General features: G+C 72.1%; 21 protein-coding genes. 18 read left to right on the forward strand and 3 right to left on the reverse strand.

Annotated elements, in window-relative coordinates; translation table 11 throughout:
- Positions 1-4: 4 nt before the first annotated feature.
- The 18 genes from IFSED24_RS17870 (at position 5) to IFSED24_RS17955 (ending at position 22,883) form a co-directional block, all read left to right on the forward strand.
- Entirely contained in the window at positions 5-703 is a 699-nt protein-coding gene (locus IFSED24_RS17870; RefSeq protein ID WP_491332843.1) for a hypothetical protein, read from the forward strand.
- Complete coding sequence (locus IFSED24_RS17875) at positions 700-1,467, forward strand: hypothetical protein (RefSeq protein ID WP_491332844.1); 768 nt, start codon at positions 700-702, stop codon at positions 1,465-1,467. The genes IFSED24_RS17870 and IFSED24_RS17875 overlap by 4 nt, the downstream gene beginning before the upstream one ends.
- Positions 1,464-2,774: a Pvc16 family protein gene (locus tag IFSED24_RS17880; protein WP_491332845.1), complete on the forward strand. Its 1,311-nt coding sequence runs from the start codon at positions 1,464-1,466 to the stop codon at positions 2,772-2,774. The genes IFSED24_RS17875 and IFSED24_RS17880 overlap by 4 nt, the downstream gene beginning before the upstream one ends.
- A complete protein-coding gene (locus IFSED24_RS17885; protein WP_491332846.1) occupies positions 2,771-4,684 on the forward strand; it encodes an AAA family ATPase in 1,914 nt (637 codons plus the stop codon). Before IFSED24_RS17880 ends, IFSED24_RS17885 begins: the two co-directional genes overlap by 4 nt.
- Positions 4,681-4,935, forward strand: a complete 255-nt coding sequence (locus IFSED24_RS17890; protein ID WP_491332847.1) for a hypothetical protein — start codon at positions 4,681-4,683, stop codon at positions 4,933-4,935. The genes IFSED24_RS17885 and IFSED24_RS17890 overlap by 4 nt, the downstream gene beginning before the upstream one ends.
- The gene (locus IFSED24_RS17895; protein WP_491332848.1) at positions 4,932-7,067 is read left to right on the forward strand and encodes an eCIS core domain-containing protein; all 2,136 of its coding nucleotides are present in this window, start codon (positions 4,932-4,934) and stop codon (positions 7,065-7,067) included. The genes IFSED24_RS17890 and IFSED24_RS17895 overlap by 4 nt, the downstream gene beginning before the upstream one ends.
- The gene (locus IFSED24_RS17900) at positions 7,067-7,723 is read left to right on the forward strand and encodes a hypothetical protein (RefSeq protein ID WP_491332849.1); all 657 of its coding nucleotides are present in this window, start codon (positions 7,067-7,069) and stop codon (positions 7,721-7,723) included. The genes IFSED24_RS17895 and IFSED24_RS17900 overlap by 1 nt, the downstream gene beginning before the upstream one ends.
- Complete coding sequence (locus IFSED24_RS17905; RefSeq protein WP_491332850.1) at positions 7,720-8,082, forward strand: LysM domain-containing protein; 363 nt, start codon at positions 7,720-7,722, stop codon at positions 8,080-8,082. Before IFSED24_RS17900 ends, IFSED24_RS17905 begins: the two co-directional genes overlap by 4 nt.
- Positions 8,075-9,214: a hypothetical protein gene (locus IFSED24_RS17910; protein ID WP_491332851.1), complete on the forward strand. Its 1,140-nt coding sequence runs from the start codon at positions 8,075-8,077 to the stop codon at positions 9,212-9,214. Before IFSED24_RS17905 ends, IFSED24_RS17910 begins: the two co-directional genes overlap by 8 nt.
- Positions 9,211-9,726, forward strand: a complete 516-nt coding sequence (locus IFSED24_RS17915) for a phage baseplate assembly protein V (RefSeq protein WP_491332852.1) — start codon at positions 9,211-9,213, stop codon at positions 9,724-9,726. Before IFSED24_RS17910 ends, IFSED24_RS17915 begins: the two co-directional genes overlap by 4 nt.
- A gap of 1 nt (position 9,727) precedes the next feature.
- Positions 9,728-10,048 carry a hypothetical protein gene (locus IFSED24_RS17920; protein WP_491332853.1) on the forward strand — a complete coding sequence of 107 codons (321 nt, stop codon included), beginning with the start codon at positions 9,728-9,730 and terminating at the stop codon, positions 10,046-10,048.
- A gap of 2 nt (positions 10,049-10,050) precedes the next feature.
- Complete coding sequence (locus IFSED24_RS17925; protein ID WP_491332854.1) at positions 10,051-10,413, forward strand: GPW/gp25 family protein; 363 nt, start codon at positions 10,051-10,053, stop codon at positions 10,411-10,413.
- Positions 10,410-13,001 (forward strand): putative baseplate assembly protein, encoded by a 2,592-nt coding sequence (locus tag IFSED24_RS17930; protein ID WP_491332855.1) that lies wholly within the window; start codon positions 10,410-10,412, stop codon positions 12,999-13,001. Before IFSED24_RS17925 ends, IFSED24_RS17930 begins: the two co-directional genes overlap by 4 nt.
- Positions 13,001-15,787, forward strand: coding sequence for a putative baseplate assembly protein (locus IFSED24_RS17935; protein ID WP_491332856.1), 2,787 nt, complete (start codon positions 13,001-13,003; stop codon positions 15,785-15,787). The genes IFSED24_RS17930 and IFSED24_RS17935 overlap by 1 nt, the downstream gene beginning before the upstream one ends.
- Positions 15,784-17,862 carry a hypothetical protein gene (locus IFSED24_RS17940; RefSeq protein WP_491332857.1) on the forward strand — a complete coding sequence of 693 codons (2,079 nt, stop codon included), beginning with the start codon at positions 15,784-15,786 and terminating at the stop codon, positions 17,860-17,862. The genes IFSED24_RS17935 and IFSED24_RS17940 overlap by 4 nt, the downstream gene beginning before the upstream one ends.
- Before the next feature lie 13 nt (positions 17,863-17,875).
- A complete protein-coding gene (locus IFSED24_RS17945; protein WP_491332858.1) occupies positions 17,876-21,064 on the forward strand; it encodes a DUF6519 domain-containing protein in 3,189 nt (1,062 codons plus the stop codon).
- Between the two features lie 18 nt (positions 21,065-21,082).
- Positions 21,083-21,577 (forward strand): hypothetical protein, encoded by a 495-nt coding sequence (locus tag IFSED24_RS17950; protein WP_491332859.1) that lies wholly within the window; start codon positions 21,083-21,085, stop codon positions 21,575-21,577.
- Positions 21,578-21,776: 199 nt separating this feature from the next.
- Entirely contained in the window at positions 21,777-22,883 is a 1,107-nt protein-coding gene (locus tag IFSED24_RS17955) for a vWA domain-containing protein (RefSeq protein WP_491332860.1), read from the forward strand.
- Positions 22,884-22,979: 96 nt separating this feature from the next.
- Here IFSED24_RS17955 and hypE read toward each other — a convergent pair whose 3' ends face one another.
- From hypE to IFSED24_RS17970, 3 genes are read right to left on the reverse strand one after another with little or no spacing between them, the layout of a single operon-like run.
- Positions 22,980-24,038, reverse strand: a complete 1,059-nt coding sequence (gene hypE, locus IFSED24_RS17960; protein ID WP_491332861.1) for a hydrogenase expression/formation protein HypE — start codon at positions 24,036-24,038, stop codon at positions 22,980-22,982.
- On the reverse strand, positions 24,035-25,141 hold the full coding sequence (gene hypD / locus IFSED24_RS17965) for a hydrogenase formation protein HypD (RefSeq protein ID WP_491332862.1): 1,107 nt from the start codon (positions 25,139-25,141) through the stop codon (positions 24,035-24,037). Before hypD ends, hypE begins: the two co-directional genes overlap by 4 nt.
- Entirely contained in the window at positions 25,138-25,392 is a 255-nt protein-coding gene (locus tag IFSED24_RS17970) for a HypC/HybG/HupF family hydrogenase formation chaperone (RefSeq protein ID WP_491332863.1), read from the reverse strand. The genes hypD and IFSED24_RS17970 overlap by 4 nt, the downstream gene beginning before the upstream one ends.
- Between the last annotated feature and the right edge of the window lie 36 nt (positions 25,393-25,428).

Raw genomic sequence — 25,428 nt, forward strand, 5'->3', positions numbered from 1 at the left:
CGCCATGCAGCCGCTGACCGTCCACACGGTGCTCCGCGCCTGGGAGACGGCGCGCGATCGACATCCCCTCGATCGGGCGCTGGTGCTGTACGCCCTGGCGGCTCCCGACGTGCCGCCCGACACCCTGGCCGACCAGCCGCTGGGGCGGCGCAACGAGGCGCTCCTGACGCTGCGCCGGGCGACGTACGGCCGCATGCTGCAGGCATATCTCGATTGTCCACGGTGCCAGGAGAGGCTGGAGTTCGACCTCGACGTGGCGACGCTGCTGCGCCACGTGGATCCTGGACCCGAGCCGCTCGCGGTGGACGGCCACCGCTTCCGCCTGCCCACCAGCCGCGACCTGGCCGGGATCGCGGGCGAGGCCGACGCCGGCGCGGCGTCGCAGTACCTCCTGCGATCGTGTCTGGTGGATCCGGACGGGGCCGCCGCCGGTCCGGCGCTCCTCGAGCGCGTGGAGACCGCCATGGAGGATGCCGATCCCCTGGCCGACCTCGCGCTCGACGTGGCCTGCGAGGCCTGCGGCCACACCTGGTCTGCACCGTTCGACATCGCGGGTTTCCTGTGGGAGGAGGTCGACGCCCACGCGCGCCGGCTGCTCGACGAGGTGCACCGGCTGGCCAGCGCCTACGGCTGGTCCGAGTCCGAGATCCTGGCGCTCTCGCCGGCGCGTCGCTCGGCTTACCTGGCGCGGGTGACGTCATGAGCGGGCTGCTGCGCAACCTGGCCCGACGGATCGTGGCTGGCGAGGAGCCTGTCGTCCATGCCCGATCGCGGCTGCCGTTCCAGTCGTCGCCATCGCTGCCGGTCGAGGCCGTGACCGAGGTGGTGCCGCGGGAGGACCCACGACGCCAGGAGGAGCCGTCGTCCCGTTCTCCGGCGCCGTCGACCAGGCCGCTGGCAACCGTGCCGGATCCCGTCACCGCCGCGTCGCCTCGTCCCGCGACCGAAGCCACGACCTTCGATCCGCCGCGCCCCGTGCTCCCGACGTCACCTGCCGAGGCCACCCCGCCGCCCGGTCCGTACCAGCCCGATGCCGCTGCCGGTGCCGCGGAGACCACGTTGGCGCACGACAGCGTGACGGCCCGGCCTGGTCACCGTGAAGGCGCATTGCCGGAGCCTGTCGTCGCCGACCGCAACGAGGATCCCCACCGCCCCGACGCCCCACGGGCGTCGGTGGTCACGACCGGGGTTCCCGAACCGAACCAGCCGGCGTTGCCGGAGCCCCTGCTGGCCCGGCAGGAGCCGCCTGCGACGGCGGCCAGGGCGGGCTCGTCCGGCGACCTCGAGAACCAGGCCGCGCCGGAGAGTGCGGGCCCGGGCGAGCCGCCCGCGGTCCACATCCACATCGGCCGCATCGAGGTCGCCATGGCGGCCGAGACGCCGCCGCGCCGTCGCCCCCGTCAGCCCGAACGCAAGCCCATGTCGCTCGAGGATTACCTGGCCCGACGCGAGGGGAGGACCGGATGAGCACCGCCCTGGCCATCGCCGGCGTGACCGCCGTCCTGCGCGATCTGCTCAACGACGGGCTGGTCAACCACAACATCAGCGGCGTGCTCGGTAGCACGGTCACCGTGAGCGTCTCGCCGCCCGACCGCGTGGTGCCCAGCGACGGCACCGAGACGAGCCAGCTCAACCTCTTCCTGCACCAGGTCACGCCCAATCCCGGCTACCGCAACCTGGATCTGCCCTCGCGCGACCACACGGGCCGCCAGCGTCTGGCCAACCCGCCGCTGGCCCTCGACCTCCACTACCTGCTCTCGGCCTACAGCGCCGCCGACCTGCACGGCGAGATCCTGCTGGGCTACGCCATGCAGCTCCTGCACGAGCACCCGGTGCTCTCGCGCGAGGCCATCCGGACCGCGTTGATCCCGTCGCCCGACGTCGGGACCGACCTGCCGCCCGCGCTGCGCGCCCTCGCCGAATGCGGACTGGCCGACCAGGTCGAGCAGCTCCGCATCACGCAGGAGATCCTCGACGCCGAGTCCATGTCCAAGCTGTGGGCGGCCACCCAGGCGCACTACCGTCCCACCGCGGCCTACCAGGTGACGGTGGTCCTCATCGAGTCCACCCGGCCGGTGCGGTCGCCGCTGCCGGTGCTCAGCCGTGGACCCGTGGACACGGTGAGCGGCCGCGACCGCGGCGTGGCCGTGCAGCCCGACCTCGTCCCACCGGTCCCCACCATCGAGGCGGTGGTTCCGCCCGGCGGTCAGCCGGTCGCGCGCCTGGGCGAGACCATCGACATCCTGGGACACCATCTCGACGGCAACGATCGCGAGGTGCGCCTGACCAGCGATCGGTTCGATCGGGACGAGGTGCTGGCCGCCACCGGCACGAGCGAGGCCACGCGGCTGCAATTCGTGGTGCCCATCGCCAGCGCCGACCTCTTCCCGGTGGGCGCCTACCGCGTGGCCGCCGCGCTGGTTCGCCCCGGCGAGGCCGACCCGCGCTGGACCAACAGCCTGGCGCTGGTCCTGGCCCCCGAGATCACCAACCTGCCCCAGACCGTGGCCCGCGACGGCGAGGGCACGGCGAGCTTCACGCTGACCTTCCGACCCCGGCTGCAGGCCGAGCAGTCCGTCCGGCTGGTGCTGGGGCAGCAGGAGTTCGCACCGACCGCGTTCACCGCGCCGGTGGACAGCCTCGATTTCGCGATTCCCGACGCGCCGGTGGGCGAGCATCTGGCCCGCCTGCGCATCGACGGCATCGACAGCCCCATCATCGATCGGGCGGCCAGCCCGCCCGTGTTCCTCGACCAACGTATCGAGATTACATGAGCGCACCGCAGCAACTCACCTGGACCGAGGCGAACCAGCGACTGCTGGCGGCGGAATTCTCCGCGCTGCGGCGACGGCTGGGCGAGGACGGCTCCACTGAGGAACTCGCGTCGGCCCGGGCCGCCCTCGCCGGCGAGGGGGCCATCGACACGCTGACCACGACGTTCGGCCTCAGCGCCTTCGAGCGTGGGGTGCTGCTGCTGGTCGCCGGGGTCGAGATGGACGCCCGGCTCGCCGTGCTGTGCGGCGAGGCGCGGGGGCGGCCGCAGCAGCCCTGGGCCACCTTCGGCCTGGCGCTGGCGGCTCTGACGGATCCGCACTGGAGCGCGCTGGCCCCGGTGGGCGCGCTGCGCCGCTGGCGACTGGTGGAGGTGGACGACACGGCCGGGCTGACCGAGGCACGGCTGCGGATCGACGAGCGGATCCTGCACCACCTGGCCGGCGTGGACTATCTCGATCCGCGACTGCAGCCGCTGCTGCGCCCCTTGCCGGCACCGGATCTCCTGGCCGACGGACACCGGCGGCTGGCGGAGGAGACGGCCCGGGCGCTGACCGCCGCCGCGGTGACGCCGCTGGTGCAGCTCACCGGTGACGATCCCGAGGGCCAGCGGGACGTGGCCGCCGCCATCGCCGGTCGGCTGGGAACGCCGCTCTTCGCCGTGGCGGCCGAGGACCTGCCCGCCGAGGCGCACGCGCTGGCCGCGCTGGCCACGCTGTGGCGCCGCGAGGCCGCGCTCTCCGGTGGCGCGCTGCTCGTGATCCAGCGTGCCGCCGCGACCCTCGACACGGTGCGGCGTTTCGCGGAGCAGGCGGGATCGCCCGTGCTGGTGGCCGCACGCGACCCCTTCCGCTTCGACGGGCCGGGACTGCGGGTTGCGGTCGACAAACCGTCAGCGCCCGAGCAACGACAGCTCTGGCGCGAGCGCCTTGGCCACCAGAACGAGCGGCTGGGCGCCGCCGTGGATGCGGTGGCCAGCCAGTACCGGCTGAGCGCGCGGACCATCGCCGTGGCGGCCGACCGTGTCGGCGCGCTGCTGGCCGCCGACGCGGATCCCGAACCGGCGCTCTGGCGTGCGTGCCGCGAGGTGGAGGTGGCGCGCCTCGATGCGCTGGCCCAGCGTCTCGCGCCCACCGCCGGCTGGGACGAGCTGGTCCTGCCCGAGGCCCAGCTCGCCAGCCTGCGCCGCATCGCCGCCGGGGTCCGCCACCGGCTCCGCGTGCACCACGACTGGGGCTTCGCCGCCCGCAGCCAGCGCGGGCTCGGCCTCAGCGCGCTGTTCACCGGCGAGAGCGGCACCGGCAAGACCATGGCCGCCGAGGTGCTCGCGCGCGAACTCGACCTCGCGCTCTACCGCATCGACCTGTCGGCGGTGGTCAGCAAGTACATCGGGGAGACCGAGAAGAACCTGCGCCGCGTGTTCGACGCCGCCGAGGAGAGCGGCGCCATCCTGCTCTTCGACGAGGCCGACGCGCTCTTCGGCAAGCGCAGCGAGGTCAAGGACAGCCACGACCGCTACGCCAACATCGAGGTCAGCTATCTCCTGCAACGCATGGAGGCCTACCGCGGCCTGGCCATCCTGACCACCAACCTGAAGGGCGCCCTCGATACGGCGTTCCAGCGCCGGCTGCGCTTCGTGGTGACGTTCCCGCACCCCGACGCCGCACAGCGCGAGGCGATCTGGCGCGGGATCTTTCCCCCCGATACGCCCCTCGCTGGGCTCGACTTCGCCAGGCTGGCCCGCCTCGACGTGGCCGGCGGCAACATCCGCAACATCGCCCTCGATGCCGCCTTCCTCGCCGCCGAGGAAGGACGCCCGGTGAGCATGTCGCATCTGCTGAGGGCGGCGCGCAGCGATGCGGCCAGACGCGAGCGATCCCTGTCGCCCGCCGAGACGAGGGGGTGGACATGACGCAGGTGATCGTCCATGTCGATCGTCTCGTGTTGCGGGGCTTCGCTCCCGCGGAGCAGCGCGCGCTCGTCGCGGGCCTCCAGGACGAGCTGGCGCGGCTGCTGGCCGACCCGCAGGTGATCCAGCGGACGGTGGCCCGGGGTTCGCTTACCCGTCTGGACCTGGGCACGGTCCCGCGCCCCGTCGGCGGCGCCGCCGACGCCATCGGGCGGATCACGGCACGCCGGATCGTGGGAGGTGGTCGGTCATGAAATCCGTCCAGCGGTCTCGCGACGACTCCGCCACCAGGGCGCACCGCGACCCGGCCAGCGTCTTCCTGGCTCCCTCGCGGTTCCAGGTCGCCGCTCCTGACAGCGTCCTCGAAGCCGAGGCCGACCGTGTGGCCGACCGGGTGCTGGCCGGTGAGGAGCGTGGTGCCGTGACCGCCGCTCCCGTGCAGGCCCAGCGCGTGGCCACCGGTGCCGCCGCGCCTGGTGCCGCAGCACCCGCCAGCGTGGAGCGTGCGCTCGCCGGAGGCGGCCGTCCGTTGCAGCCCGCCCTGCGCTGCGACATGGAGCGCCGTTTCGGCCACGACTTCGCCGCGGTCCGCGTGCACGCCGGCCCGGCCGCCGTCGCGTCGGCGCGCGAGCTGAGCGCCGAGGCCTACACGGTCGGCCGCGACGTGGTGTTCGGCGCCGGACGCTTCGCCCCCGGGACCCCCGCCGGCCGCCGGCTGGTGGCGCACGAACTCGCCCACGTGGTGCAGCAATCGCCGGCCAGCCGTCTGGTGCAGCGCCGGCCCGAGCGCGGCGCCGCCACCATGCCCACCTCGGGCCGTGTGCAGCCCGCCAGCCCGGCCGATCGCCGCGAGTTCGCCCGCATGGCCGCCGATTTCCTGCGCGGCCAGGGCGACTTCTTCACCTACCAGCCGACCCGTTCGCTGAGCGAGATCCTCGGGCTCCTGCGCACCTCCGCCGAGAGCGGTCTGACGGCCATCGATGGGGTGGCCGGCGCCGCGGCCGTGGCCGAGGAGGTTCGCACGGCGTACACCGAGGCGGTGCGCACGGTGCTCGTGTCGCGCACCCGCGCCGAACCCGACGCCATCCGCACGCCGCCGACGCTCCGCGAGCTGTACGAGGAGCACCGCGACGAGATCCTGCCCTTCGCGCTGCCCCAGGCCCAGGCCGACCCCGGCGCCGCCGAGCTGAGCGCCGAGCTCACCGCGCCACTGCCCGCCGAGGCGAGCCGCGACCAGCGCACGCGCCACGCCGCCGTCGCCCGGTCGCGCCAGCGGCTGCGTGTGGTGACCACGGCCATCGACATGGATATCGATCCGTTCTTCGACACCCAGGGCGCACGGATGACCGTGCCGCTGCCGGCGAACACCACGGCCCGCTTCGCCGGCAACGTGCCCGCCGGCCTGCAGCACGGCCTGCGCAGCCTGGCGGCCCGGCTCATGGGCAGCGCCCTGAGCGCCGACACCACCGTGATGCTGGCCCTGGACCTGACCCGCTTCGGCGGCGGCTTCGCCACCTACCGCTTCACGCGCCTCGACCTGGGCGGCACCTTCGGCACCGAGGTCCTCATCGAGCGGCAGGGCACGGTCGGGGTCGAGGGCCTGCGCACCGACCAGCGCCGCCAGCTGCGCGAGCGCTTCGACCGCCTGGGATTCCGGCGCGCCTCGGGCTTCAGCCAGGACGAGTTCGACCAGGTGCTCATCGGCCTGTCCGAGATCCCCGAGGCCCGGCTCTCCTCGCTGGGCAACCTGCGCTTCGTCCGCGACCGGGCCGACGCCGAGCGTCCCGACGCCGCGGCCCACTACGACCAGTCCGCCCACACCGTGCGCATGTTCGATCGCGCCTACACCGGCGGTCTGACCCGGCTCGGCACCGGCGGCCGCCCGCTGCGCAACGCCGCCCAGGCGGTGGTCCACGAGGTGGGCCACGCCCTCGATCTGAGCTCCCTGCGCACCACGGCGGCGGCCACCGAGACCGCGCAGGACGCGCTGCTCGCCGAGTTCGGCACCGGTGACCGCAACTTCCGGATCCCGGCCCGTGACGATCCCGAGCACGCCCGTTTCCAGGAGCTGCGCGGCGCGGTCACCGCGGCCGAGACCGCCGAACGCAGCGCCCGCTCGCGGTCGGGGGCGCGCTGGAGCCAGGGGCAGACCGCCGAGGTCACCGACACCCTCGCCCGGGGCGCCCGCCAGCCGGCCTTCCGTCAGGCGGCCATCCGCGACGGCGCCCGCGCCGGCCAGCGGGGCTTCCCGACGACCTACCCGAACCCCGATTCGTTCTGGCAGGAGTACTTCGCCGAATCGTTCATGCTCTTCCAGACGTCGCCGGACCTGCTCCAGCGCCTCCGGCCCCACGTCTTCGCCTTCATGCAGCAGGAGTTCCCGTGATGACGTCGTTCCCCGGATCTCCGCGATTGCTCAAGGGCGGCCTCGTCCTCGTCGACGCAGCCACCGCCCAGGTCCAGCGCGTGGTCTCGCTGCAGTACAACCCCGACACCCTCACCCGCACCCTGCAGCCCCAGGGCATGGGCGCCGGGAGCGACCGGGCCGAGGCGCTGCGCCTGAAGGGACCGGCGGTGGAGACCTATCGGCTCGACGCCGAGATCGACGCCGCCGACCAGCTCGAGCATCCCGACCAGCATCGCGACACGGTCGAGCACGGGATCCAGCCCCAGCTCGCGGCGCTCGAGTCGCTGGTCCACCCGACCAGCGGCCAGCTCCTGGCCAACCATGCCCTGGCTGCGGCCGGCACGCTGGAGATCGCGCCCATGGAGTCGCCGCTCGCGCTCTTCGTCTGGAGCAAGAACCGCATCGTCCCGGTGCGTGTGACCGAGTTCACCATCACCGAGGAGGCCTTCGACCCGGCGCTCAACCCGCTGCGCGCCAAGGTGAGCCTGAGCCTGCAGGTCCTGTCGGTGGACGACCTTGGCTTCGATCACAAGGGGGGCGGCCTGTTCATGGCCTACCTGCAGACCAAGGAACGCCTGGCGGGCAGCGCTCCGGGCGCGGGCCTGGGCATCCTCGGCATCGGAGGCATCTCATGACCGATCCCATCCAGGCCTTCCTGCAGGCCAACGCCCTGGTGCCCACCGCGTTTCCGCCCACCAGCCGCTACCACGGTCTGGATACGGGCCAGTGGCTCCGGCCCGACGGCCGGCCGGTGTCTTACGTCCGGCGCCGCTTCGTGCCGCAGCCCGACCGCTTCGCGCTGCTGCAGCGGCACACGGTGGCCGAAGGCGATCGGCTCGACAACCTGGCGGCCCGCTACCTGGGCGATGCGCAGCAGTACTGGCGGCTCTGCGACGCCAACGGCGCACTGCGCCCCGACGCGCTGATCGAGACCGTGGGCTGCGAGCTGCGCATCACCCTGCCCGAGGGCATTCCGGGAGAACGCGATGCATGAGGGGATCAAGCTCACGCTGCTCATGGGACCGGTGGTGCCGGTGCCCGTGCCGCGGCTCGTGCTCGAGGCCCTCGACAGCGTCACCGTGACCACCGCCGCCGGCCAGGCCAGCGGCTTCCAGCTCTCGTTCCGCTTTCACAGCAAGTCCGAGCTGAACACCATCTTCCTGATCATCGCCGGCCAGAACACCAGTGTCGGCACGCCGCCCCTGCGCGTGCTGCTGGTGGTCACCATGAACGGTCGGCCGCAGCCGCTCTTCGACGGGGTCATGACCAACGTGGAGGTACAGCCCGGGCAGAACGGATCGCCGGGATCGCTGACGGTCACTGGCGAGGATCTGACCCGGGTCATGGATCTGATCGATTTCAGCGGCCTTCCGTACCCCGCCATGCCCATCGAGGCGCGGGTGGCGCTGATCTGCGCCAAGTACGCGGCGTTCGGGATCGTGCCGCTGCCGGTGCCGGTGATGTTCCCCGACGTGCCCATCCCCATCGAGCGCATTCCGGCGCACCAGGGCACCGACCTGGCGTATCTGCGGCAGCTCGCCCGCGACGTGGGTTACGTCTTCTACGTGGAGACCGGCCCGGCGCCGGGAACGAACGTGGCCTACTTCGGACCCGAGATCAAGGTGGGGGTGCCGCAGCCCGCGCTCAACGTCGACATGGACGCGCACACCAACGTGGAGTCCCTGAGCTTCGGCTTCGACCCCACCAAGGGCGTGTTGCCCGTGGTCTTCATCCAGAACCAGCTGACCCGGGTGCCCATCCCCATCCCGATCCCGAACCTGAACCCGCTGCAGCCGCCGCTGGGCGCGTTGCCGGCGCCGCTGGCCAACCTCGAGATCCTCAAGGACACCGCCAAGCTGAATCCCATGCAGGCCATCTCGCGCGGCCTCTCGCGGGCGAAGGAGTCGCAGGATGCGGTCACGGCCAGCGGCACCCTCGACGTGCTGCGCTACGGTCGGATGCTCAAGGCGCGCGGACTGGTGGGCGTGCGCGGCGTCGGGCTGGCCCACGACGGGCTCTACTACGTCCAGAGCGTGACCAGCACGCTGAAGCGAGGCGAGTTCAAGCAGAGCTTCGCGCTCACGCGCAACGGTCTGATCTCCATAACCCCGAGGGTGCCCGCATGAGCAACGGTCAGAGATATTACGGCAAGTACCGCGGCGTGGTGATGAACAACGTCGACCCCCTGCAGCAGGGACGCCTGCAGGTGCAGGTGCCCGACGTCTCCGGGCTGGCGCCGGCGAGCTGGGCCATGCCCTGCGTGCCGCTCGCCGGCCTGCAGAACGGCATGATGGCGCTGCCGATCATCGGCTCGGGGGTGTGGGTGGAGTTCGAGCAGGGCGATCCGGACCATCCCATCTGGGTCGGCTGTTTCTGGGGCAGCGCGGCCGAGGTGCCGGCGCTGGCGCTGGCCACGCCGCCCGGCCTGCCGGCCATCACCTTCCAGACGCCGTTGCAGAACGGCGTGACCATCTCGGACATGCAGGGCCCCACCGGCGGCATCATGCTCAAGAGCGCCACGGGGGCCACGCTCATCGTCAACGACACGGGGATCTACATCCAGAACGGACGGGGCGCCATGATCACGCTGGTGGGACCGACGGTCACCATCAACAACGGCGCCCTGGTGGTGGTGTGACATGCCTGGACCACTCTTGCATCTCGGGGCCACCGTGCTCTGCGCCCACGGGGGATCGGCCACACCGACCGCGCCCAATCCGCGGGTGCTGGTCAGCGGCCAACCCACGGTGTTGCTCACCGCGCCGTACGTGGTGGCGGGTTGCCCCTTCAACGTGAGCGGTTCGCCGGTGCCCTGCGTCACGGGCCAGTGGGTGACCGGGGCCACGCGGATCACCTCCAACGGTCAACCGCTCGTCCTGATGGACAGCCAGGCGGTGTGCGCCCCCAACGGGACGCCGCTCATGCCGCTGGTCGCGCAGACCAGAGTGATCGGGAGCTAGTCATGAACCTGCATCATCCCTATCAGCTCGATGGCAGCGGCCGCACGCGGACCGCCGACGAGGCCGCCTGGATCCGCGGTCTGGTGGAGCAGGTCCTGTTGACGGCGCCGGGCGAACGGGTCATGCGGCCGGAATTCGGCAGCGGCCTGCGCCAGCTCGTGTTCGCCCCCGGCAGCCCCGAGATGGCCGCCACCACCGAATTCCTGGTGCAGGGCGCGCTGCAGCAATGGCTCGGCGACCTCATCGCCCTGGAGGAGGTATCCGTCGAGTTCGTGGACGCCACCCTCACGGTCACCGTGACCTACGTCATCCGCCGCAGCGAGTCGCGCCGGACCGAGACCTTCGTCCAGGGAGGTGGCCCGTGATCTACACCTGCTGCGACCGGCATCGCCGGGCGGCCGTGGCCGCCCACCCCACGCTCAACGGCATCGACTGGCTCGAGGTCCTGGACCATGACGCGCCGGCCGGCAGCCCGCGCCAGCGCACGCTCCTGGTGCGGCTGCTCAAACCGGTGCCCGCCGGCCTGGGCCGCGACCAGGTGCGCCTCGAGGGGGGTGAACGGGTCCGGGACGTCGGGGTCGTCTGGGTGGCGCCGGCTTCGGCGCCGCCGCTGGCCGAGACCTCCGCGGCCGAGCGTGATCTCTTCACGTCGCTGGACGAGGCCGACCAGGTGCTGCTGGTGCGCACCGACAGCCACGGCGATCACTCGACCTACGTCCTGCGCCTGGTGCGCGGAACCGATGACACCGAGCCGCCGGTGGACTTCGATCCGCGCCTGGTGGAGGTCGCCTTCTCGTTCAAGGTCGAGTGCCCCAGCGATTTCGATTGCAAACCCGTGCGCAGCTGCCCGGCGGAGCCCGATCCCGCCCTCGACATCGACTACCTGGCCAAGGACTACGCGAGCTTCCGCCGTCTCCTGCTCGACCGGCTCAGTCAACTCGTCCCCGGCTGGGGAGAGCGCAGCGCCGCCGACCTGGGGGTGACGCTCACCGAGCTCCTGGCCTACGTCGGCGACCATCTCAGCTACTGGCAGGACGCCGTGGCCACCGAGGCCTATCTCGCCACCGCCCGCCGCCGCTCGTCGCTGCGCCGCCACGCCCGGCTGGTGGACTACGTCATGCACGACGGCTGCAACGCGCGCGCCTGGCTGCAGGTCCGGGTCGAGGGCGGGCCGGTGGCCCTGCCACGCGACAGCGTCTCCTTCCTGACCCGCGTCGCCGAAGCCGCCCCGCGGCTCGCGCCGGCCTCGCCCGAGCTGGCCGAGGCGCTCCAGGCGTCGCCGCTGGTCTTCGAGGCGCTGCACGACGCCATGCTGTTCGAGGATCACAACGACCTCTTCTTCCACACCTGGGGCGACGAACGCTGCTGCCTGCCCCGCGGCGCGGTCCGGGCCACGCTGCGCGGCCATCATCCCGACCTGGCCGCCGGCCACGTCCTGGTCCTCCAGGAAATGAAGGGCCCGCTCACAGGCGAGGCCGCCGACCGCGATCCGGCGCGCCGCCACCCCGTGCGCCTGACCGCGGTCCGCGCCTTCGCCGGCAGCGATCCGCTCACCGATCCCCTCGACGAGCAGCCCATCACTGAGATCTGGTGGCATCGGGACGACGCGCTGCCCTTCGCGCTCTGCCTCTCCGCCCTGACCGACGACGACCACGGCGGCGCGCTGATCCCCGACGTGAGCCAGGCCCTGGGCAACATCGTCCTGGTCGACCACGGCCGGACGGTGACCGACCCCGCCGCTCGCGATCTGGGCACGGTTCCCGCCCCGCACCTGCACTATCCCACCCCGCGCGAGACCGACCACTGCGACCGGTCCGCCCCCGAGCCCTTGCCGCCGCGTTTCCGGCCGCTGCTGGCCCGGGGACCGCTGACCCGCACGGGCACGGTGCTGAAGTCCACCGAGATCGGCGGCGTGCGGGTGACCGTGAGGGTGCCCTTCGATCCGGAGGCCGCGGCCACCGCGGCGCTCCGCTGGCGCCTCGCCGACGTGGTGCCGGATATCCGCCTGACCGCCACCAGCGGCGAAGTGACGTCCACCTGGACCGCCCGCCGCGATCTGCTCGACAGCGATGCCACCGACACCCACTTCGTGGTGGAGTCCGAGCACGACGGCTCGGCCACCCTGCGCTTCGGCGACGACCGGCACGGCCAGCGCCCCGACACCGGCACAGCGTTCACCGCCGCCTACCGCGTGGGCAACGGCCGCGCCGGGAACGTGGGCGCCGAGGCCATCGCCCACGTGGTCAGCGACGACGCCCGCCTCGCGGCGGTCGTCAACCCGCTGGCGGCCAGCGGCGGGACCGATCCCGAGACCGCCGCCCAGGTGCGCCGCCGCGCTCCCCAGGCGTTCCGCACCCAGGAGCGCGCGGTGACGCCCGCCGATTACGCCGAGGTCACCGAGCGCCACGCCGGCGTCCAGCGCGCCGCGGCCTCGCTGCGCTGGACCGGCAGCTGGCACACCGTTTTCGACACGGTCGACCGCCTCGGCGGCGCCCCACTCGATCCCGGATTCACCGCCTCGCTGCGCGAGCACGTGGACCGCTATCGCATGGCCGGACACGACCTGCGCTTCCGCGACCCGGTCCACGTCTCGCTGGAGATCGACCTGCAAGTCTGCGTGGCCGCCGACCATTTCCGCAGCGATGTCCGCACCGGCCTCCTGCGCGAGCTGGGCAGCGCCAACCTGCCCGACGGTCGCCGCGGCCTCTTCCATCCGGACAACCTGAGCTTCGGCCAGACGGTCTACCTGAGTCCGCTGTACGCCGCGGCGCGCCGGGTTCCCGGCGTGGCCTCGGTGCAGGTCACCCGTTTCCACCGCCAGGGCCAGGAGGACGCGCGGCCCCTGGCCGACGGTTTCCTGCCCCTGGGTCGCCTGGAGATCCCGCGTCTGGACAACGACCCGAACTTCCCGGAGCACGGCGTGCTCCGGCTCGACCTGTTCGGAGGCAAGTGATGGACCCCCGCGATCCCCGCACCCGCGATTGCGGGTGTTGCGCCGGCACCGATCAGCAGACTCCCGGGCGGCTGCACAACGCCCCCGGCCTGCCGGCCATCGCCTACCGCACCGGACAGCATGCCCGGTTCAAGGAGGCGCTCCTGGCGCGACTCTCCGGAACGGCCCATCCCGCCCTGGCGGGTCTGGGTACGCGCGACGACGGCGACCTGACCATCGCGCTCTGCGACGCGGTCGCCACCACGCTCGACGTGCTGACCTTCTACCAGGAGCGACTGGCCAACGAGCATTACCTGCGCACCGCCACCGAACGGCGGTCGGTGCTGGAGATGGCGCGGCTCATCGGCTACGAGCCGGCGCCGGGCGTGGCCGCCGCCACCTGGCTGGCCTTCACGCTGAAGGAGTCGCCGGGTGACGCCGCCGCCGCCCCGGCGCCCATCACCATCCCGGTGGGCACTCGCGTGCAGAGCGTGCCGGGCCAGGACGAGCGGCCCCAGACCTTCGAGACCGTGGCCGCGGCGGCGGCCCGGGTCGAGTGGAACGCCATGGCCGCGCAGGTGAGCGAGCCGTGGCGACCGCGCCACGGCGATACCGATCTCTGGCTCGCCGGGGTGGCGAATCGCCTCGAGCCAGGGGACGCCATCCTCATCGTCGGCGCCGAGCGCAGCGTCCAGGACGCGGGGAGCGAACGCTGGGACGTGCGGGTGCTGGATACGGTGGAGCCCGATCCCGACAACGACCGCACACGCGTCGCCTGGACCGATCCGCTGGGCCACGTGGCGCCTTACATCGCACCGGCGGCCGAGGCGGTGGAGGTCTTCGTCTTCCGCCAGCGCGCGGCGCTCTTCGGCCACAACGCTCCGGATGCGCGTCTCTTTCCCGATGATGTGGGCGGCACTGGCGCCGACTGGCCGGACTACCAACTCGATCCCGAGCGGCTGGATCTCGACGCAGTCTATCCCCGGATCACCGCCGGCAGCTGGTTCGCGCTGGCGTCGGGCGAGGAGGGCCAGGGCAGTCCGACGCTGCCGGGCTACGTCGAGCTCTACCGGGTCGAACGGGTGTCGCAGATCAGCCGGTCCGAGTTCGGCCTCAGCGCCAGGATCACCCGCCTGGTTCCCGACACCGACGAGCACCTGACCGCCACGCGCTACGGCCTGCGCGAGACCATGGTCCTGGCCCAGAGCGAGGCCCTGACCCCGGTGGCCCGCCCGCTCCACTACCCGGTCTATGGCGATCGGCTGACCCTCGGCGCGGCCCGCGAAGGTCTGGTCCCGGGGCAGGCCCTCGCGGTCACGGGACAGCGCCAGCGCCTGGCCGTGGCGCCGGGTGTCAACGACCTGGTCCTGATCCTGGACGAGGGCGGCTCGGTGCCTCTGCAGGAAGGCGACAGCCTGGTCCTGATGGCGAATCCCGCGCGGCTGGCGGGCGCCTCTCCCGTTCGCCTGGACCCGCCGGCGTTCGGGGCGCTGATCGGCCGCACGCGCGACCGCCTCCGCCTGCAACTCCAGGATGGCGACGGCCGGCGGGGCAGTCTCACCGCGCGGGCCGACGAACTGTTCCTGGACGCCGCGCGTGATTCCGACCCCGTGGTCTCGGCGGTGGTGTCCATCGCCGGCGGCGATGCGGCGATCACCGTCGGCGGCGAGCGGACGGCCCTCGCGCTCGCGACCTCGCTGCCGCACTGCCTCGCGCGCCGGACGGTCCGGGTCAACGCCAACGTGGCCCGGGCCACCCACGGCGAGACGGTGGATGAGATCCTGGGCGGCGGCGACGCCAGGCTCACCGACCAGGCCTTCGCCCTGCGCCAGACGCCGCTGACCTTCGTGAGCGCCGACACGCCCAGCGGTCGCGCCTCCACGCTGAGCGTGCGGGTCAACGACCTCGAGTGGACCGGCGTGCCCACCCTCTACCGGCGCGCCGCCACGGAGCGCGCGTACACCCTGGACGTGGGCGAGGAGGCCACCGCGTTGCGCTTCGGCGACGGCCAGGAGGGTGCCCGGCTACCCAGCGGCGAGAACAACGTGCGCGCCTCGTACCGCAAGGGCCTGGGTGTGGGCGGCAACGTGGCCAGCGGTCGCCTCACCAACCTGCTCAGCCGCCCGCTGGGCCTCGAGGGCGCCACCAACCCCGTGCCGGCCACCGGCGGTGAGGATCCCGAGCCCCTCGACCGAGCGCGCGAGAATGCGCCCCTGACCGTCTTGACTCTGGACCGGGCGGTGTCGGTGAAGGACTACGCCGACTTCGCCCGTGCCTTCGCCGGCATCGACAAGGCGCACGCGCTCTGGGTGCCCGCCGGGCCGGCCCGCGGCGTCTTCCTCACGGTGGCGGGGATCGACGGCGCCGCGGTGCCCGACGACAGCGACACCTACCGCAACCTGGCCGCCGCGCTCAGGACCTACGGCGACCCACTGGTGCCGCTGCACCTGGTGGACCACCGGCCCGCGACCTTCCGCCTCGGCCTGGCCATCAAGGTGGCGGACGACCACGACAGCGAGGCGGTGCTGGCGGCGGTGGAGGCTGCGCTGCGCCAGCGCTTCGGCTTCGCCAGCCGGGGCTTCGGCCAGGGCGTCTCGCTCGACGAGGTGCTCGCTGCGACCCACGGCGTCGCGGGGGTGGTGGCGGCGCACGTGCGCGCGCTCTACCGGCCCGACTCCGGGGTGGTGCCCGCGGTAAAGCCACGCCTTGTTGCCGAACTGCCCCTGGCCTCGTTGACCGGCATGCCGGTGGCGGCCGAGCTGCTGACCCTGGCCGACGAGCCGCTGGCGCTGGAGGTGCTGCCATGAGCTTCGATGCCCGGACCCTCTACGAGCTCCTGCCGGCCATCCACCGGATCCGCGACGCCGAGCTGGCCCGGCAGAACGGTACCGAGCGTGGCCCCCTGGCCGAGCTGCTGGCGGTCTTCGCCGAACAGGTCGCCGTGGTGGAGGAGAACCTCGAACAGCTCCACGACGACCTGTTCATCGAGACCTGCGCCGACTGGGTCATTCCCTACATCGGCGATCTGATCGGCTACGAGAGCCTGCACGGCGTGGTGCCGCGGGTGGCGAGCCCGCGCGCCGAGGTGGCGCACACCATCGCCCTGCGCCGGCGCAAGGGCACGGCGCTGGTGCTCGAGCAGCTCGCGCGCGACGTCACCGGCTGGCACGCCCGCGCGGTCGAGTTCTTCGAGCTGCTGGCGACGACCCAGTACATGAATCACCCGCGACTCCACAACCGTCGCTGTCCCGATCTGCGCGACGGCGAGGCGCTGGAGTGGCTCGGCACGGCGTTCGAGAGCGCCAGCCGCAGCGTCGACGTGCGCCGGATCGAGACCGCGCGTGGCCGGCACAACATCCCCAACGTGGGTCTGTTCCTCTGGCGCATCGGCGCTTACCGGCACCGTGAGAGTCCGGCGGTCCGGGCCGGAGCGCGCCGCTACCGTATCAGTCCCCTGAACCACGATCTGCCGCTGTACAACCGGCCCGAGGCCGAGGAGGACATCACGCACCTGGCCGAACCCGGCAACGTGCCCTGGCCGCTGTCGCGCCGGCGGCTGTGCCGCGACCTCGCGCGGCTCTACGGCGAGCGGCCCACCGCCGGTGCCGCGGTCGACAACCCCGCGCCGAGCCTGGTCCTCCGCGTCGACGGGGTGACGGTCGAGCGCGACCAGCTCCTGGTCTGCAACCTGAGCGACGACGGCCCGGCCTGGGCGCACATCCCCCCTGCGGGTCGCTACGCGGTGGACCCGGTGCTGGGGCGCGTGGCGCTGCCGCCGGAGGCCGCCGACCCCGCCGTGGTCCACGTGACCTGGCACGAGGGCTTCAGCGCCGACCTCGGCGGCGGCGAGTACGAGCGCGGCGCGAGCCTGTCGGTCCCGGCCGAGGGCGTGGCGGTGGTCCGGGTGCCCGACGATCGTGCCACCATCGGCCAGGCGCTGGCCGACCTCGCCGGCAACGGCGTGGTGGAGATCACCGACAGCGGTCGTTACGAGGAGGACTTCGTGATTGCCGTGGCGGCCGGTGGCAGCGTGGAGGTCCGCGCCGTGAACGGTCGCCGGCCCACCGTGGTGCTCACCGAGCCGCTGGTTGTTAGCGGGGGCGAGGGCGGCCGCTGCGTCCTCGACGGCCTGCTGATCACCGGCGGTCCGCTGCAGGTCGTCGACGATCCCGGCAACGCGCTGGCCACCCTGGACCTGCGTCATGCCACCCTCATTCCCGGGCTGGCCCTCGAGCCCGACGGCCGACCAAAGCAGCCCGACACGCCCAGCCTGGTGGCCGCCCTCGCCGACCTCGCGGTGACCGTGGAGCGCAGCATCCTCGGCGCCGTGCGCACCCATGAGCGGGCGACGTTCACCGCGCGCGACAGCTTCGTCGACGCCACGTCCCGCGAGCGGACGGCGTTCGCGGCGCTCGACGGCGAGGCGCCGGGAGCGGCGCTCTCGCTCGCCGGCTGTACCGTGGTCGGCAAGATCCACGTGCGCGAGTTCGGCGTGGTGTCCGACTCGATCCTGCTGGCGGCCCTCGCCGAGGCCGATACCTGGCCGGCGCCGGTGCGCGCCGAACGCAAGCAGACCGGCTGCCTGCGTTTCAGTTACGTGCCTATCGACGCCATCGTGCCGCGCCGCTATCGCTGCCAGCCCGACTCGGCCGCCGCGGCCCGCCGCCTCGCACCCCGCTTCACCTCGCTGCATTTCGGCACCCCGGCCTACGGCCAGCTCGCGGCCACCACCAGCGACGCCATCCGCCGGGGCGCCGAGGACGAGGGCGAGATGGGCGCGTTACATCACCTCTACGGAGCCCTGCGCGAGACGAACCTGCGCATTCGCCTGCGGGAATACCTCCGGGTGGGCCTGCGCGCCGGCATCTTCTACGAATCATGAAGGAGCGCTCGTCATGAGTTTCGATCTGAGCCGTATCCGCTTCGACCATCGCCGCGACTTCCTGGGCGTCATCATGCAGCAGGGTCGGGTGCAGCTGGATAGCGACTGGAACGAGTGGGTCGCCCAGCTCGCCCGTCGCATCCAGGCCGGAACGCTCGACACGGTGGGGCAGGCGGTGGTGCCGCGCGAGACCGCGGACGGGTTCCTCATCGCGGCCGACGGCGGCGGCCTGACCATCGGACCGGGGCGGATCTACGTCGATGGGCTGCTGGCGGAGAACCACGGCGCGGCGCCCGAGGTCTGGAACCGGCACCTGGCCGAGGAGACGGGCACCGCGGCCGTGGATTACGCCGCCCAGCCCTACCTGCCCGACCCGCCGGCGTTGCCCGCCGGTGCTGGCCCGCACCTGGTCTACCTCGACGTCTGGCAGCGCGCGGTCACCCACCTGCAGGCGCCCGACCTGGTGGAGCAGGCCGTGGGCGTGGATTCCACCGGACGCCGGCAGACCGTGTGGCAGGTCAAGGTCCTGCCCGACGTGGGCGCCATCACCCGCGACACGCCGCCCGAGGACATTCCCGGCTGGGACGAGGCCACGGCCCCGTCGGCGGGCCGGCTCTCCACCGGCACCGGCGAGCCCACCGAGGACCCCGACCCCTGCCACGTGCCGCCGTCGGCGGGTTATCGCGGCCTCGAGAACCAGCTCTACCGCGTCGAGATCCACCGGCCCGGCCCACCCGGCGAGGCCTCCTTCAAGTGGTCGCGGGACAATGCCACGGTGGCCACCCGGGTCAGCCAGATCAACCCGGCGCGCAACAAGCTCACCGTGGAGAGCGTGGGCCGCGACGACGTGTTGCGCTTCCACAACGGCGACTGGGTCGAGATCACCGACGACTGGCGCGAGCTGCACGGCGAGCCGGGCGAGCTGCGGCGCATCAAGGTGGACCAGGGCGTGGACGACACCAGCCGGACCATCGACCTGGAGACACCCCTGCCCGACGGCGCCTTCCCCGTCGACGGCCAGGGGCAGACCGACCCTCGCCGTCATACCCGCATCCGCCGCTGGGATCAGTCGGGCCAGGTGCGTCGCGAGGACGGGACCAGCTACCTCGATCTGGACGCCACCGGCAGCGACGGCGAGATCACGGTGCCGCCAGCGGGCACGAGGCTCTTCCTCGAGCACGGCATCCTGGTGGATTTCACCCTCGACCCGGCCGGCGGTGAGTTCCATGCCGGCGACTACTGGGTGTTCGCCGCGCGCAGCGTCGATGCCTCGGTGGAGATCCTGGACCAGGCGCCGCCGCTGGGCATCCACCACCATCATGCACGGCTCGCCCTGGTCACCTTCCCCGACCAGGAGGACGACTGGCGCATCCTCTGGCCGCCACGCTGCGAGGGTACGGGCGAGAGCTGCGACTGCACCGTGTGCGTCACCGCCGATGCCCACAACGAGGGCACGGCCACCATCCAGCAAGCGCTCGACGAGGTCCGCGCCACCGGAGGCACCGTGTGCCTGGGCGCCGGCACCTACCGGATCCGCGAACCGCTGCGCATCGCCGGCGCCCAGTCGCTGCGGGTTCGCGGCCAGGGCTGGCGCACGGTCCTGCTGGGCGAAGCGCCGGGCACGGTGCTGTCGATCACGGGCAGTCTGGGTGTGGCCCTGGAGAACCTGTCGATCCTCGGCTCGGCCGCCGGCAGTCGCCGCACGGGCATGGTGACCGTGACCAACGCCTTCGATCTCCGCCTCGAGCATGTCAACGTCGTCGGCGTGTCGCCCGGCGATGCCACCAGCACTGCGATCGAGCTGTCGGGTCTGGTGCTCGGCGGATTGATCGACGATTGCGTCCTGGTGGCCGAACAGGGCGTCGCCAGCGGCAGTGGCAAGCAGGACCGACTCCTCACCGCGCACCTCACCGCGCGCCGCAACCTGGTGTTCTGCAGCCAGCGCGGCTTCGGTTTCGTGGACATGAGCGTGCACTATGGCGCCACGGTGCTGGCGGACAACCTGGTCCTGGGCTGTCGTCACGCCGGCGTCATCGCCACCGGCGGCGTGCTGCCCGGTTCCAGTTTCACCGTGCGCGACAACGTGCTCTACGTCGAGGGGGTCGGCGTGCGCGCCGGCGTGGACGGTCTGCGCATCCAGGACAACGAGATCGCGGGCTACGGCGAACGCTCGGCCGACGGCATCGAACTGGGGCGCGGGCTCGATCCGGTGGCCCTGGACCAGGTGCGCATCGTGGGCAATCGGATCCGCGCCATGGACGGCCACGGGATCGCGATCCGGCACCGGGTCGAGACCGGCATGATCAAGCAGAACACCGTGGCGGAGACGGGTCTGGGCGGGCTCGTGATCGAGGGCGAGGGGAGCGCCGGCTATCTGACCATCGAGAACAACCACTTCCTCGATCTGGGCCGTGGTTTCGACACCGACAACGTGGGCTTCGCCGGCCTGCAACTGGTGGCCGTGACGCGGGCCGACGTGCTGAACAACGTCTTCGCCGGCGTGGCCCGCGGCGCGACCAGCGCGCCCGACGTGGCGGGGATCCTCGCCGGCGGCGTGGGCGAGCTGCGGGTGGCGGGCAACCGTCTGCACGGCGTCGGGCCCGAGCGCAGCGCGGGCGCCGTGACCGGGGTGCGTGTCCTGGTTCCCCTGCATCACCTGGCGGTGGACGACAACACCATCGCCCGCGCCGCCGGCGCCGAGCAGCTGCAGCCGGCGGCCTGGCAGGCGCTGCGCATCGACACCGGTGGCCGCGGTGACGAGCGGCGCGTGGCCGAGCCATCGGGCTCCTTCGCGGTGGTCGGGCTGGTGGCCCGCGCGGTGGTCTTCACCGTGGGACGCATCCACGCCATGGCGGTCGCCACCCCTGCGGTCTCGGTGCGCGGCAACCGCCTGCGCGCGCGGCTCACCAATCGACCGCTGGTGCAGATCGACGCCGTGGAAACCTGCCTGTTCGCCGAGAACCACGGCCAGGTCCTCGGCGAGGGCGGGGTGCAGACCGCGGCCATCGGTCTGCTCCGTGGCAACGTGGTCAATGCCAGCAACAACCGGCTCATCGGCTCCGGCGAACAGGACACGCTGCACGTCTTCAACCTCGGCAAGCGGGGCATCGTCATCGGCAACATCAGCACCGGCAACATCAGGATCGACGGCACGTCCCTGCCCGACACGCCCTGGCACGGTCTGAACATCATCGGGACCTGACCTTAGGAGTACGGCGTCATGAGAATCATCGCGTATCGAGGCGAGAAGAAGGTCGCCGACCTGGTGGACAAGGCCTTCGTCGACCTCACGCCCACCCAGCGCAAGGCCGCCGAGGCCGCGCTGCTGAAGGCCAATCCCCAGCTGAAGCGGCTGGCGGGATTGAAGTCGGGCACGGTGCTCACCATCCCCGAGGTGCCGGGAGCCCGGGTCCGGCCACGCAAGGGTCAGGAGGGTCCCGACGACGAGATCCGGGCCGTCCTGAGCGAGCAGCTGGCAGCCTATGGCGAACGGATGGCCAAGCGTCACGAGGCACATCAGGCGGACCTGAAGGAGCAGCTGGGTCTGCTGAAGGATCGCCAGCTCAAGAAGGCCATCGGCGAGGATCCGGCGCTGCAGGAGCTGTCCGCCGCCGCCGCGGCGAAGCTGCGCACCGAGGCGAAGGTGGCCGCCGCCAGCGGCCAGAGTCTCGCGAAGGCCCTCGAAAAGCTCGCGGCCGACCTGGCCGGGGACTAGCCGGGAACCCGCCGCCCGGTCAGGCCTTCAAGGTGCTGGCGGGGTGTAGGGCGAACACCGCTGTTCAGACCCGACGTCGTTGCGCCCTTGCGCTGCGGCCATTCGATCGTGTACTTGTTGAGTCCAGAAAGTGATGCCGCCCCGCCGTCAGGGATGACGCGCGCCGGCGGCCAGGTTCCCCGACCTGGAGGATGGTGCCATGGACGGCCGTCGATTCCTGTCTCTCTTGCTCGCTGTCACCATCGCGTTCGCCATGATCGGCTGTGACGGCGAGGACGAACCCCCCACCGCGCCCGGCTCCCAGAACTCGGTCGACATCGAGATGACCGGCGAGCCCGCCATCACCTTCGCCGAGGGCACCGGCAAGACCAGCGTCATCATGCAGTTCATCGCCCGCGACCAGGACGGGTACGCCCTGGCGCCGGAAGACATCGCCGTGGAGTTCATCCTCGACGACGAACCGGTGGACAACGAGTCGATCCTGCAGGAGGGGTCCGAGGAACTCAGCGCCAGCATCCATCTGGGCCTGGTGCTCGACGCCAGCTACAGCATGCTGCTGCACGAGCCCCCGGCGTTCACGCCCATGCTCGAGGCCGCGCGCGACGCGATCCAGCAAGGGCTCGACCTCTACGTCGGCCGCCCCGGCACCTTCAGCTGGGACCTGGCCTGGTTCCACGAGTACATCTTCTATCCCGATCCCGAGGGGCGCGCCTGGACGCCCGGCGACATCGTCACGATCCCCGCGCCCGAATCCGGCACCGCCACCAAGCTCTTCGCAGCGGTGACGCACCAGGCGCGCAAGATGACCGCGGCCCACGAGTCGGTGGCCAACGGTCCCAACGACCACCACGTCCTGGTGGTCTTCTCCGACGGCGCCGACAACTACAGCTACTGGGACAACGCCGACCAGGTCGCCCAGGGCGAGACCTCGAGCTTCGCGCCCTACGTGCGGACCGGCTTCGCCACCACGGACCAGGATACCGCGGTCGCTGCCATCACCAGCCATCCGGATCTGATCACCCACGTCATCGGCCTGGGTTCCGCGGTGCGCGACGACCAGCTCCAGGCGCTGGCCGACGCCGGCGGTGGCCGCTACTTCAAGAACCCCTCGAGCAGCGAGGTGGGCACGGTCTTCGACCTGGTGACCCGCGAGTTCGCCACGCTCCAGACCCAGGGCGCCACCATCCCGCTGCCGCCCGGCGACTACACCTTCAAGCTGCGAGTCCTGGCCGACGAGCGACGCGCCAGCGACGAGGTCACCTTCCAGTTCCACGCCGGGGACGGTGACGCGGGTCTGCTGCGCTGACTATCCGGTTCGCGGTTATGAAGTGAGGGCCCGGGCGGTTGCCCGGGCCCTCACTTCGTGGGCTGTTGAATAATTGCGCACCAGCTCGCAGCCGTTTCAGCAGATCCGGGGCAGCAGCTCGCCCAGCGGCATGGGAATGATCCGTTCGGCGCCCAGGCTGGTGCAGGCGACGACGGTGCCCGGGTGGTCGGCGGTCACGGTGCCGATCATCACGGCCTCGCGACCGTGCTCATGGGCGCGCATGGCCGCCAGCGCTCGCTCGACCTGGTCCCCGGGCACCACGGCCACCAGCTTGCCCTCGTTGGCCACATGCAGGGGGTCGAGCCCCAGCAGCTCGCACGCCCCCCGGACCGCGGGGCGCACCGGCAGCGCACCCTCGTCGAACCGGATGCCCACGCCGCTGGCGGCGGCGAATTCGTTCAGGGTCGTGGCGAGGCCGCCGCGGGTGGGGTCGCGCAGGGCCTTCAGGCCGGGACAGGCGGCCAGCAGTTCGGCCACCAGTCCCGAGAGGGCGGCGGTGTCGCTGTGGATGTCGCTGGCGAAACTGAGGCCTTCACGCCGTGTCAGCACCGCCATGCCGTGATCGGCGAGGGTGCCCGAGAGCAGGAGGGCGTCGCCGGCTGCCAGGTTGTCGGCGCCCAGGTCGACGCCGTCGGGGACCAGGCCCAGTCCGGTGGTGTTGATGAAGATCCGATCGCAGGCGCCGCGGGGGACCACCTTGGTGTCGCCGGCCACCACGCGCACGCCGGCCCGCCGCGCCGCCGCGGCCATGGAGTCGAGGATCCGCTCGAGATCCGCCAGGGGCAGGCCTTCCTCCAGCACCAGGCCCACGGTCAGGACCTGGGGCACGGCGCCGCACATGGCCACGTCGTTGACGGTCCCGTTGACCGCCAGGTCGCCGATGTCGCCGCCGGGAAAGAAGATCGGGTCCACCACGAAGGTGTCGGTGGAGATGGCCAGCCGGCCCGGTGGTCGGGCGAGTACCGCCTGGTCTTCGAGACGAGCCAGTTCGGCGCACTGGAAGCGGGGGAGGATCACCTGCGCGACCAGGTCGTTGCTCTGGCGACCACCCGCGCCGTGGGCGAGCTGGATCGTGACTCGATCCAGGCCCGTGACGGGGTACCCGTGGGGCGTGATCTCGCGCCGGTCGTTCATGGTTCCCCGCTCCTCCGGTCGGGTCGGGCGTGTTGCCAGTATGCGGCGCAGGCGCCCTCGCTCGAGACCATGGTGGCGCCCAGCGGCGTGGTGGGAGTGCACTCACGGCCGAAGGCCGGACACTGGTCGGGACGCCGCAGGCCCTGGAGGATCTGACCGCTGAGGCAGGTCGCGGCCTCCTGCGGGCGGATCGCCGCCACGGAGAACTTCCGCTCCGCATCGTAGGCGGCGAATTCATCACGAAGGCACAGCCCGCTGGCGGGGATGTTGCCGATCCCGCGCCACCGGCGATCGCAGACGGTGAAGACCTCGTCGATCAGCGCCCGGGCGGTGGGGTTGCCGTCGCGTTGCACGACGCGCTGGTAACGGTTCTCCACGTCCGGCCGGCGGGTCTCGAGCCGCCGCACCACACCGAGGATTCCCGAGAGGATGTCCAGCGGTTCGAATCCGGTGGCGACGATGGGCACGCCGAAGGTGCGGGACAGTTCGCTGTAGGGCTGCCAGCCCGTGACCGTGCAGGCGTGGCCCGCGGCCAGGAATCCCTGCACCCGGTTGTCCGGCGCGGCGAGGATGGCGGCCATGGCCGGGATCACCAGGACATGGGAGCAGAGCACGCTGAAGTTGGTCAGGCCCGCGGCGGCGACCGTCCTGACCACCAGCGCCGTGGCCGGTGCCGTGGTCTCGAACCCCACGGCCAGGAAGACGACCTCGCGTCCGTGGTCCTGGCGGGCGAGCTGGAGCGCCGCCAGGGGCGAATCCACCACCCGCACATCCCCGCCCCGCGCACGCGCGTCGAGCAGGCTGCCGCGGCTGCCCGGGACGCGCAGCATGTCGCCGAACGAGGTCAGGATCACCTCGGGTCGTCCGGCCAGCGCCAGGGCTCGATCCAGCGTCTCCAGCGGAGTGACGCATACCGGGCAGCCGGGACCATGGACCAGGCTGATGCCTGACGGCAGGAGCTGATCGAGACCGTGGCGCAGGATCGCGTGGGTCTGACCTCCGCAGACCTCCATGATCACCCAGGGCCGGGTGACCGTGTCGGCGATGGCGGCGAGGAGGCGGCGCGCCAGGGCCGGGTCGCGGAACTCGTCGAGATACTTCATGGCGGGGGCACGGTGTCCGGATCGGCCACCGCTGCGAGGCGTGCGATCTCGTCCAGGGTGGCCCGGGCCTCGGCCTCGTCGAGCATCTGCAGGGCGAACCCGGCATGGACGATGACCCAGTCTCCTTCCCGGGCATCGGGAGTCAGCGCCAGGCAGGTGCGGACCCTGGCGCCGGAGACATCGAGCAGACCCATGGGCAGGTCCTGGTCCAGGAAGCGCTCGAGGATCTTGCCGGGGATGGCCAGGCACATGGCGACTCCTTCGGCTGCGAGCGTGGTCTTGGCCAC

Source organism: Candidatus Latescibacter sp. IFSED24 (genome assembly GCF_058273205.1).

Excerpts from the sequence above, each read along its gene's own strand:
- IFSED24_RS17955 (WP_491332860.1), top strand. The coding sequence starts at position 21,777 with ATGGACGGCCGTCGATTCCTGTCTCTCTTGCTCGCTGTCACCATCGCG.
- IFSED24_RS17910 (WP_491332851.1), top strand. The coding sequence starts at position 8,075 with ATGCATGAGGGGATCAAGCTCACGCTGCTCATGGGACCGGTGGTGCCG.
- IFSED24_RS17880 (WP_491332845.1), top strand. The coding sequence starts at position 1,464 with ATGAGCACCGCCCTGGCCATCGCCGGCGTGACCGCCGTCCTGCGCGAT.
- hypE (WP_491332861.1), bottom strand. The coding sequence starts at position 24,038 with ATGAACGACCGGCGCGAGATCACGCCCCACGGGTACCCCGTCACGGGC.
- IFSED24_RS17940 (WP_491332857.1), top strand. The coding sequence starts at position 15,784 with ATGAGCTTCGATGCCCGGACCCTCTACGAGCTCCTGCCGGCCATCCAC.
- IFSED24_RS17925 (WP_491332854.1), top strand. The coding sequence starts at position 10,051 with ATGAACCTGCATCATCCCTATCAGCTCGATGGCAGCGGCCGCACGCGG.
- IFSED24_RS17875 (WP_491332844.1), top strand. The coding sequence starts at position 700 with ATGAGCGGGCTGCTGCGCAACCTGGCCCGACGGATCGTGGCTGGCGAG.
- IFSED24_RS17885 (WP_491332846.1), top strand. The coding sequence starts at position 2,771 with ATGAGCGCACCGCAGCAACTCACCTGGACCGAGGCGAACCAGCGACTG.
- IFSED24_RS17890 (WP_491332847.1), top strand. The coding sequence starts at position 4,681 with ATGACGCAGGTGATCGTCCATGTCGATCGTCTCGTGTTGCGGGGCTTC.
- IFSED24_RS17900 (WP_491332849.1), top strand. The coding sequence starts at position 7,067 with ATGACGTCGTTCCCCGGATCTCCGCGATTGCTCAAGGGCGGCCTCGTC.
- IFSED24_RS17950 (WP_491332859.1), top strand. The coding sequence starts at position 21,083 with ATGAGAATCATCGCGTATCGAGGCGAGAAGAAGGTCGCCGACCTGGTG.
- IFSED24_RS17935 (WP_491332856.1), top strand. The coding sequence starts at position 13,001 with ATGGACCCCCGCGATCCCCGCACCCGCGATTGCGGGTGTTGCGCCGGC.
- IFSED24_RS17945 (WP_491332858.1), top strand. The coding sequence starts at position 17,876 with ATGAGTTTCGATCTGAGCCGTATCCGCTTCGACCATCGCCGCGACTTC.
- IFSED24_RS17970 (WP_491332863.1), bottom strand. The coding sequence starts at position 25,392 with ATGTGCCTGGCCATCCCCGGCAAGATCCTCGAGCGCTTCCTGGACCAG.
- hypD (WP_491332862.1), bottom strand. The coding sequence starts at position 25,141 with ATGAAGTATCTCGACGAGTTCCGCGACCCGGCCCTGGCGCGCCGCCTC.
- IFSED24_RS17915 (WP_491332852.1), top strand. The coding sequence starts at position 9,211 with ATGAGCAACGGTCAGAGATATTACGGCAAGTACCGCGGCGTGGTGATG.
- IFSED24_RS17905 (WP_491332850.1), top strand. The coding sequence starts at position 7,720 with ATGACCGATCCCATCCAGGCCTTCCTGCAGGCCAACGCCCTGGTGCCC.
- IFSED24_RS17920 (WP_491332853.1), top strand. The coding sequence starts at position 9,728 with ATGCCTGGACCACTCTTGCATCTCGGGGCCACCGTGCTCTGCGCCCAC.
- IFSED24_RS17870 (WP_491332843.1), top strand. The coding sequence starts at position 5 with ATGCAGCCGCTGACCGTCCACACGGTGCTCCGCGCCTGGGAGACGGCG.
- IFSED24_RS17895 (WP_491332848.1), top strand. The coding sequence starts at position 4,932 with ATGAAATCCGTCCAGCGGTCTCGCGACGACTCCGCCACCAGGGCGCAC.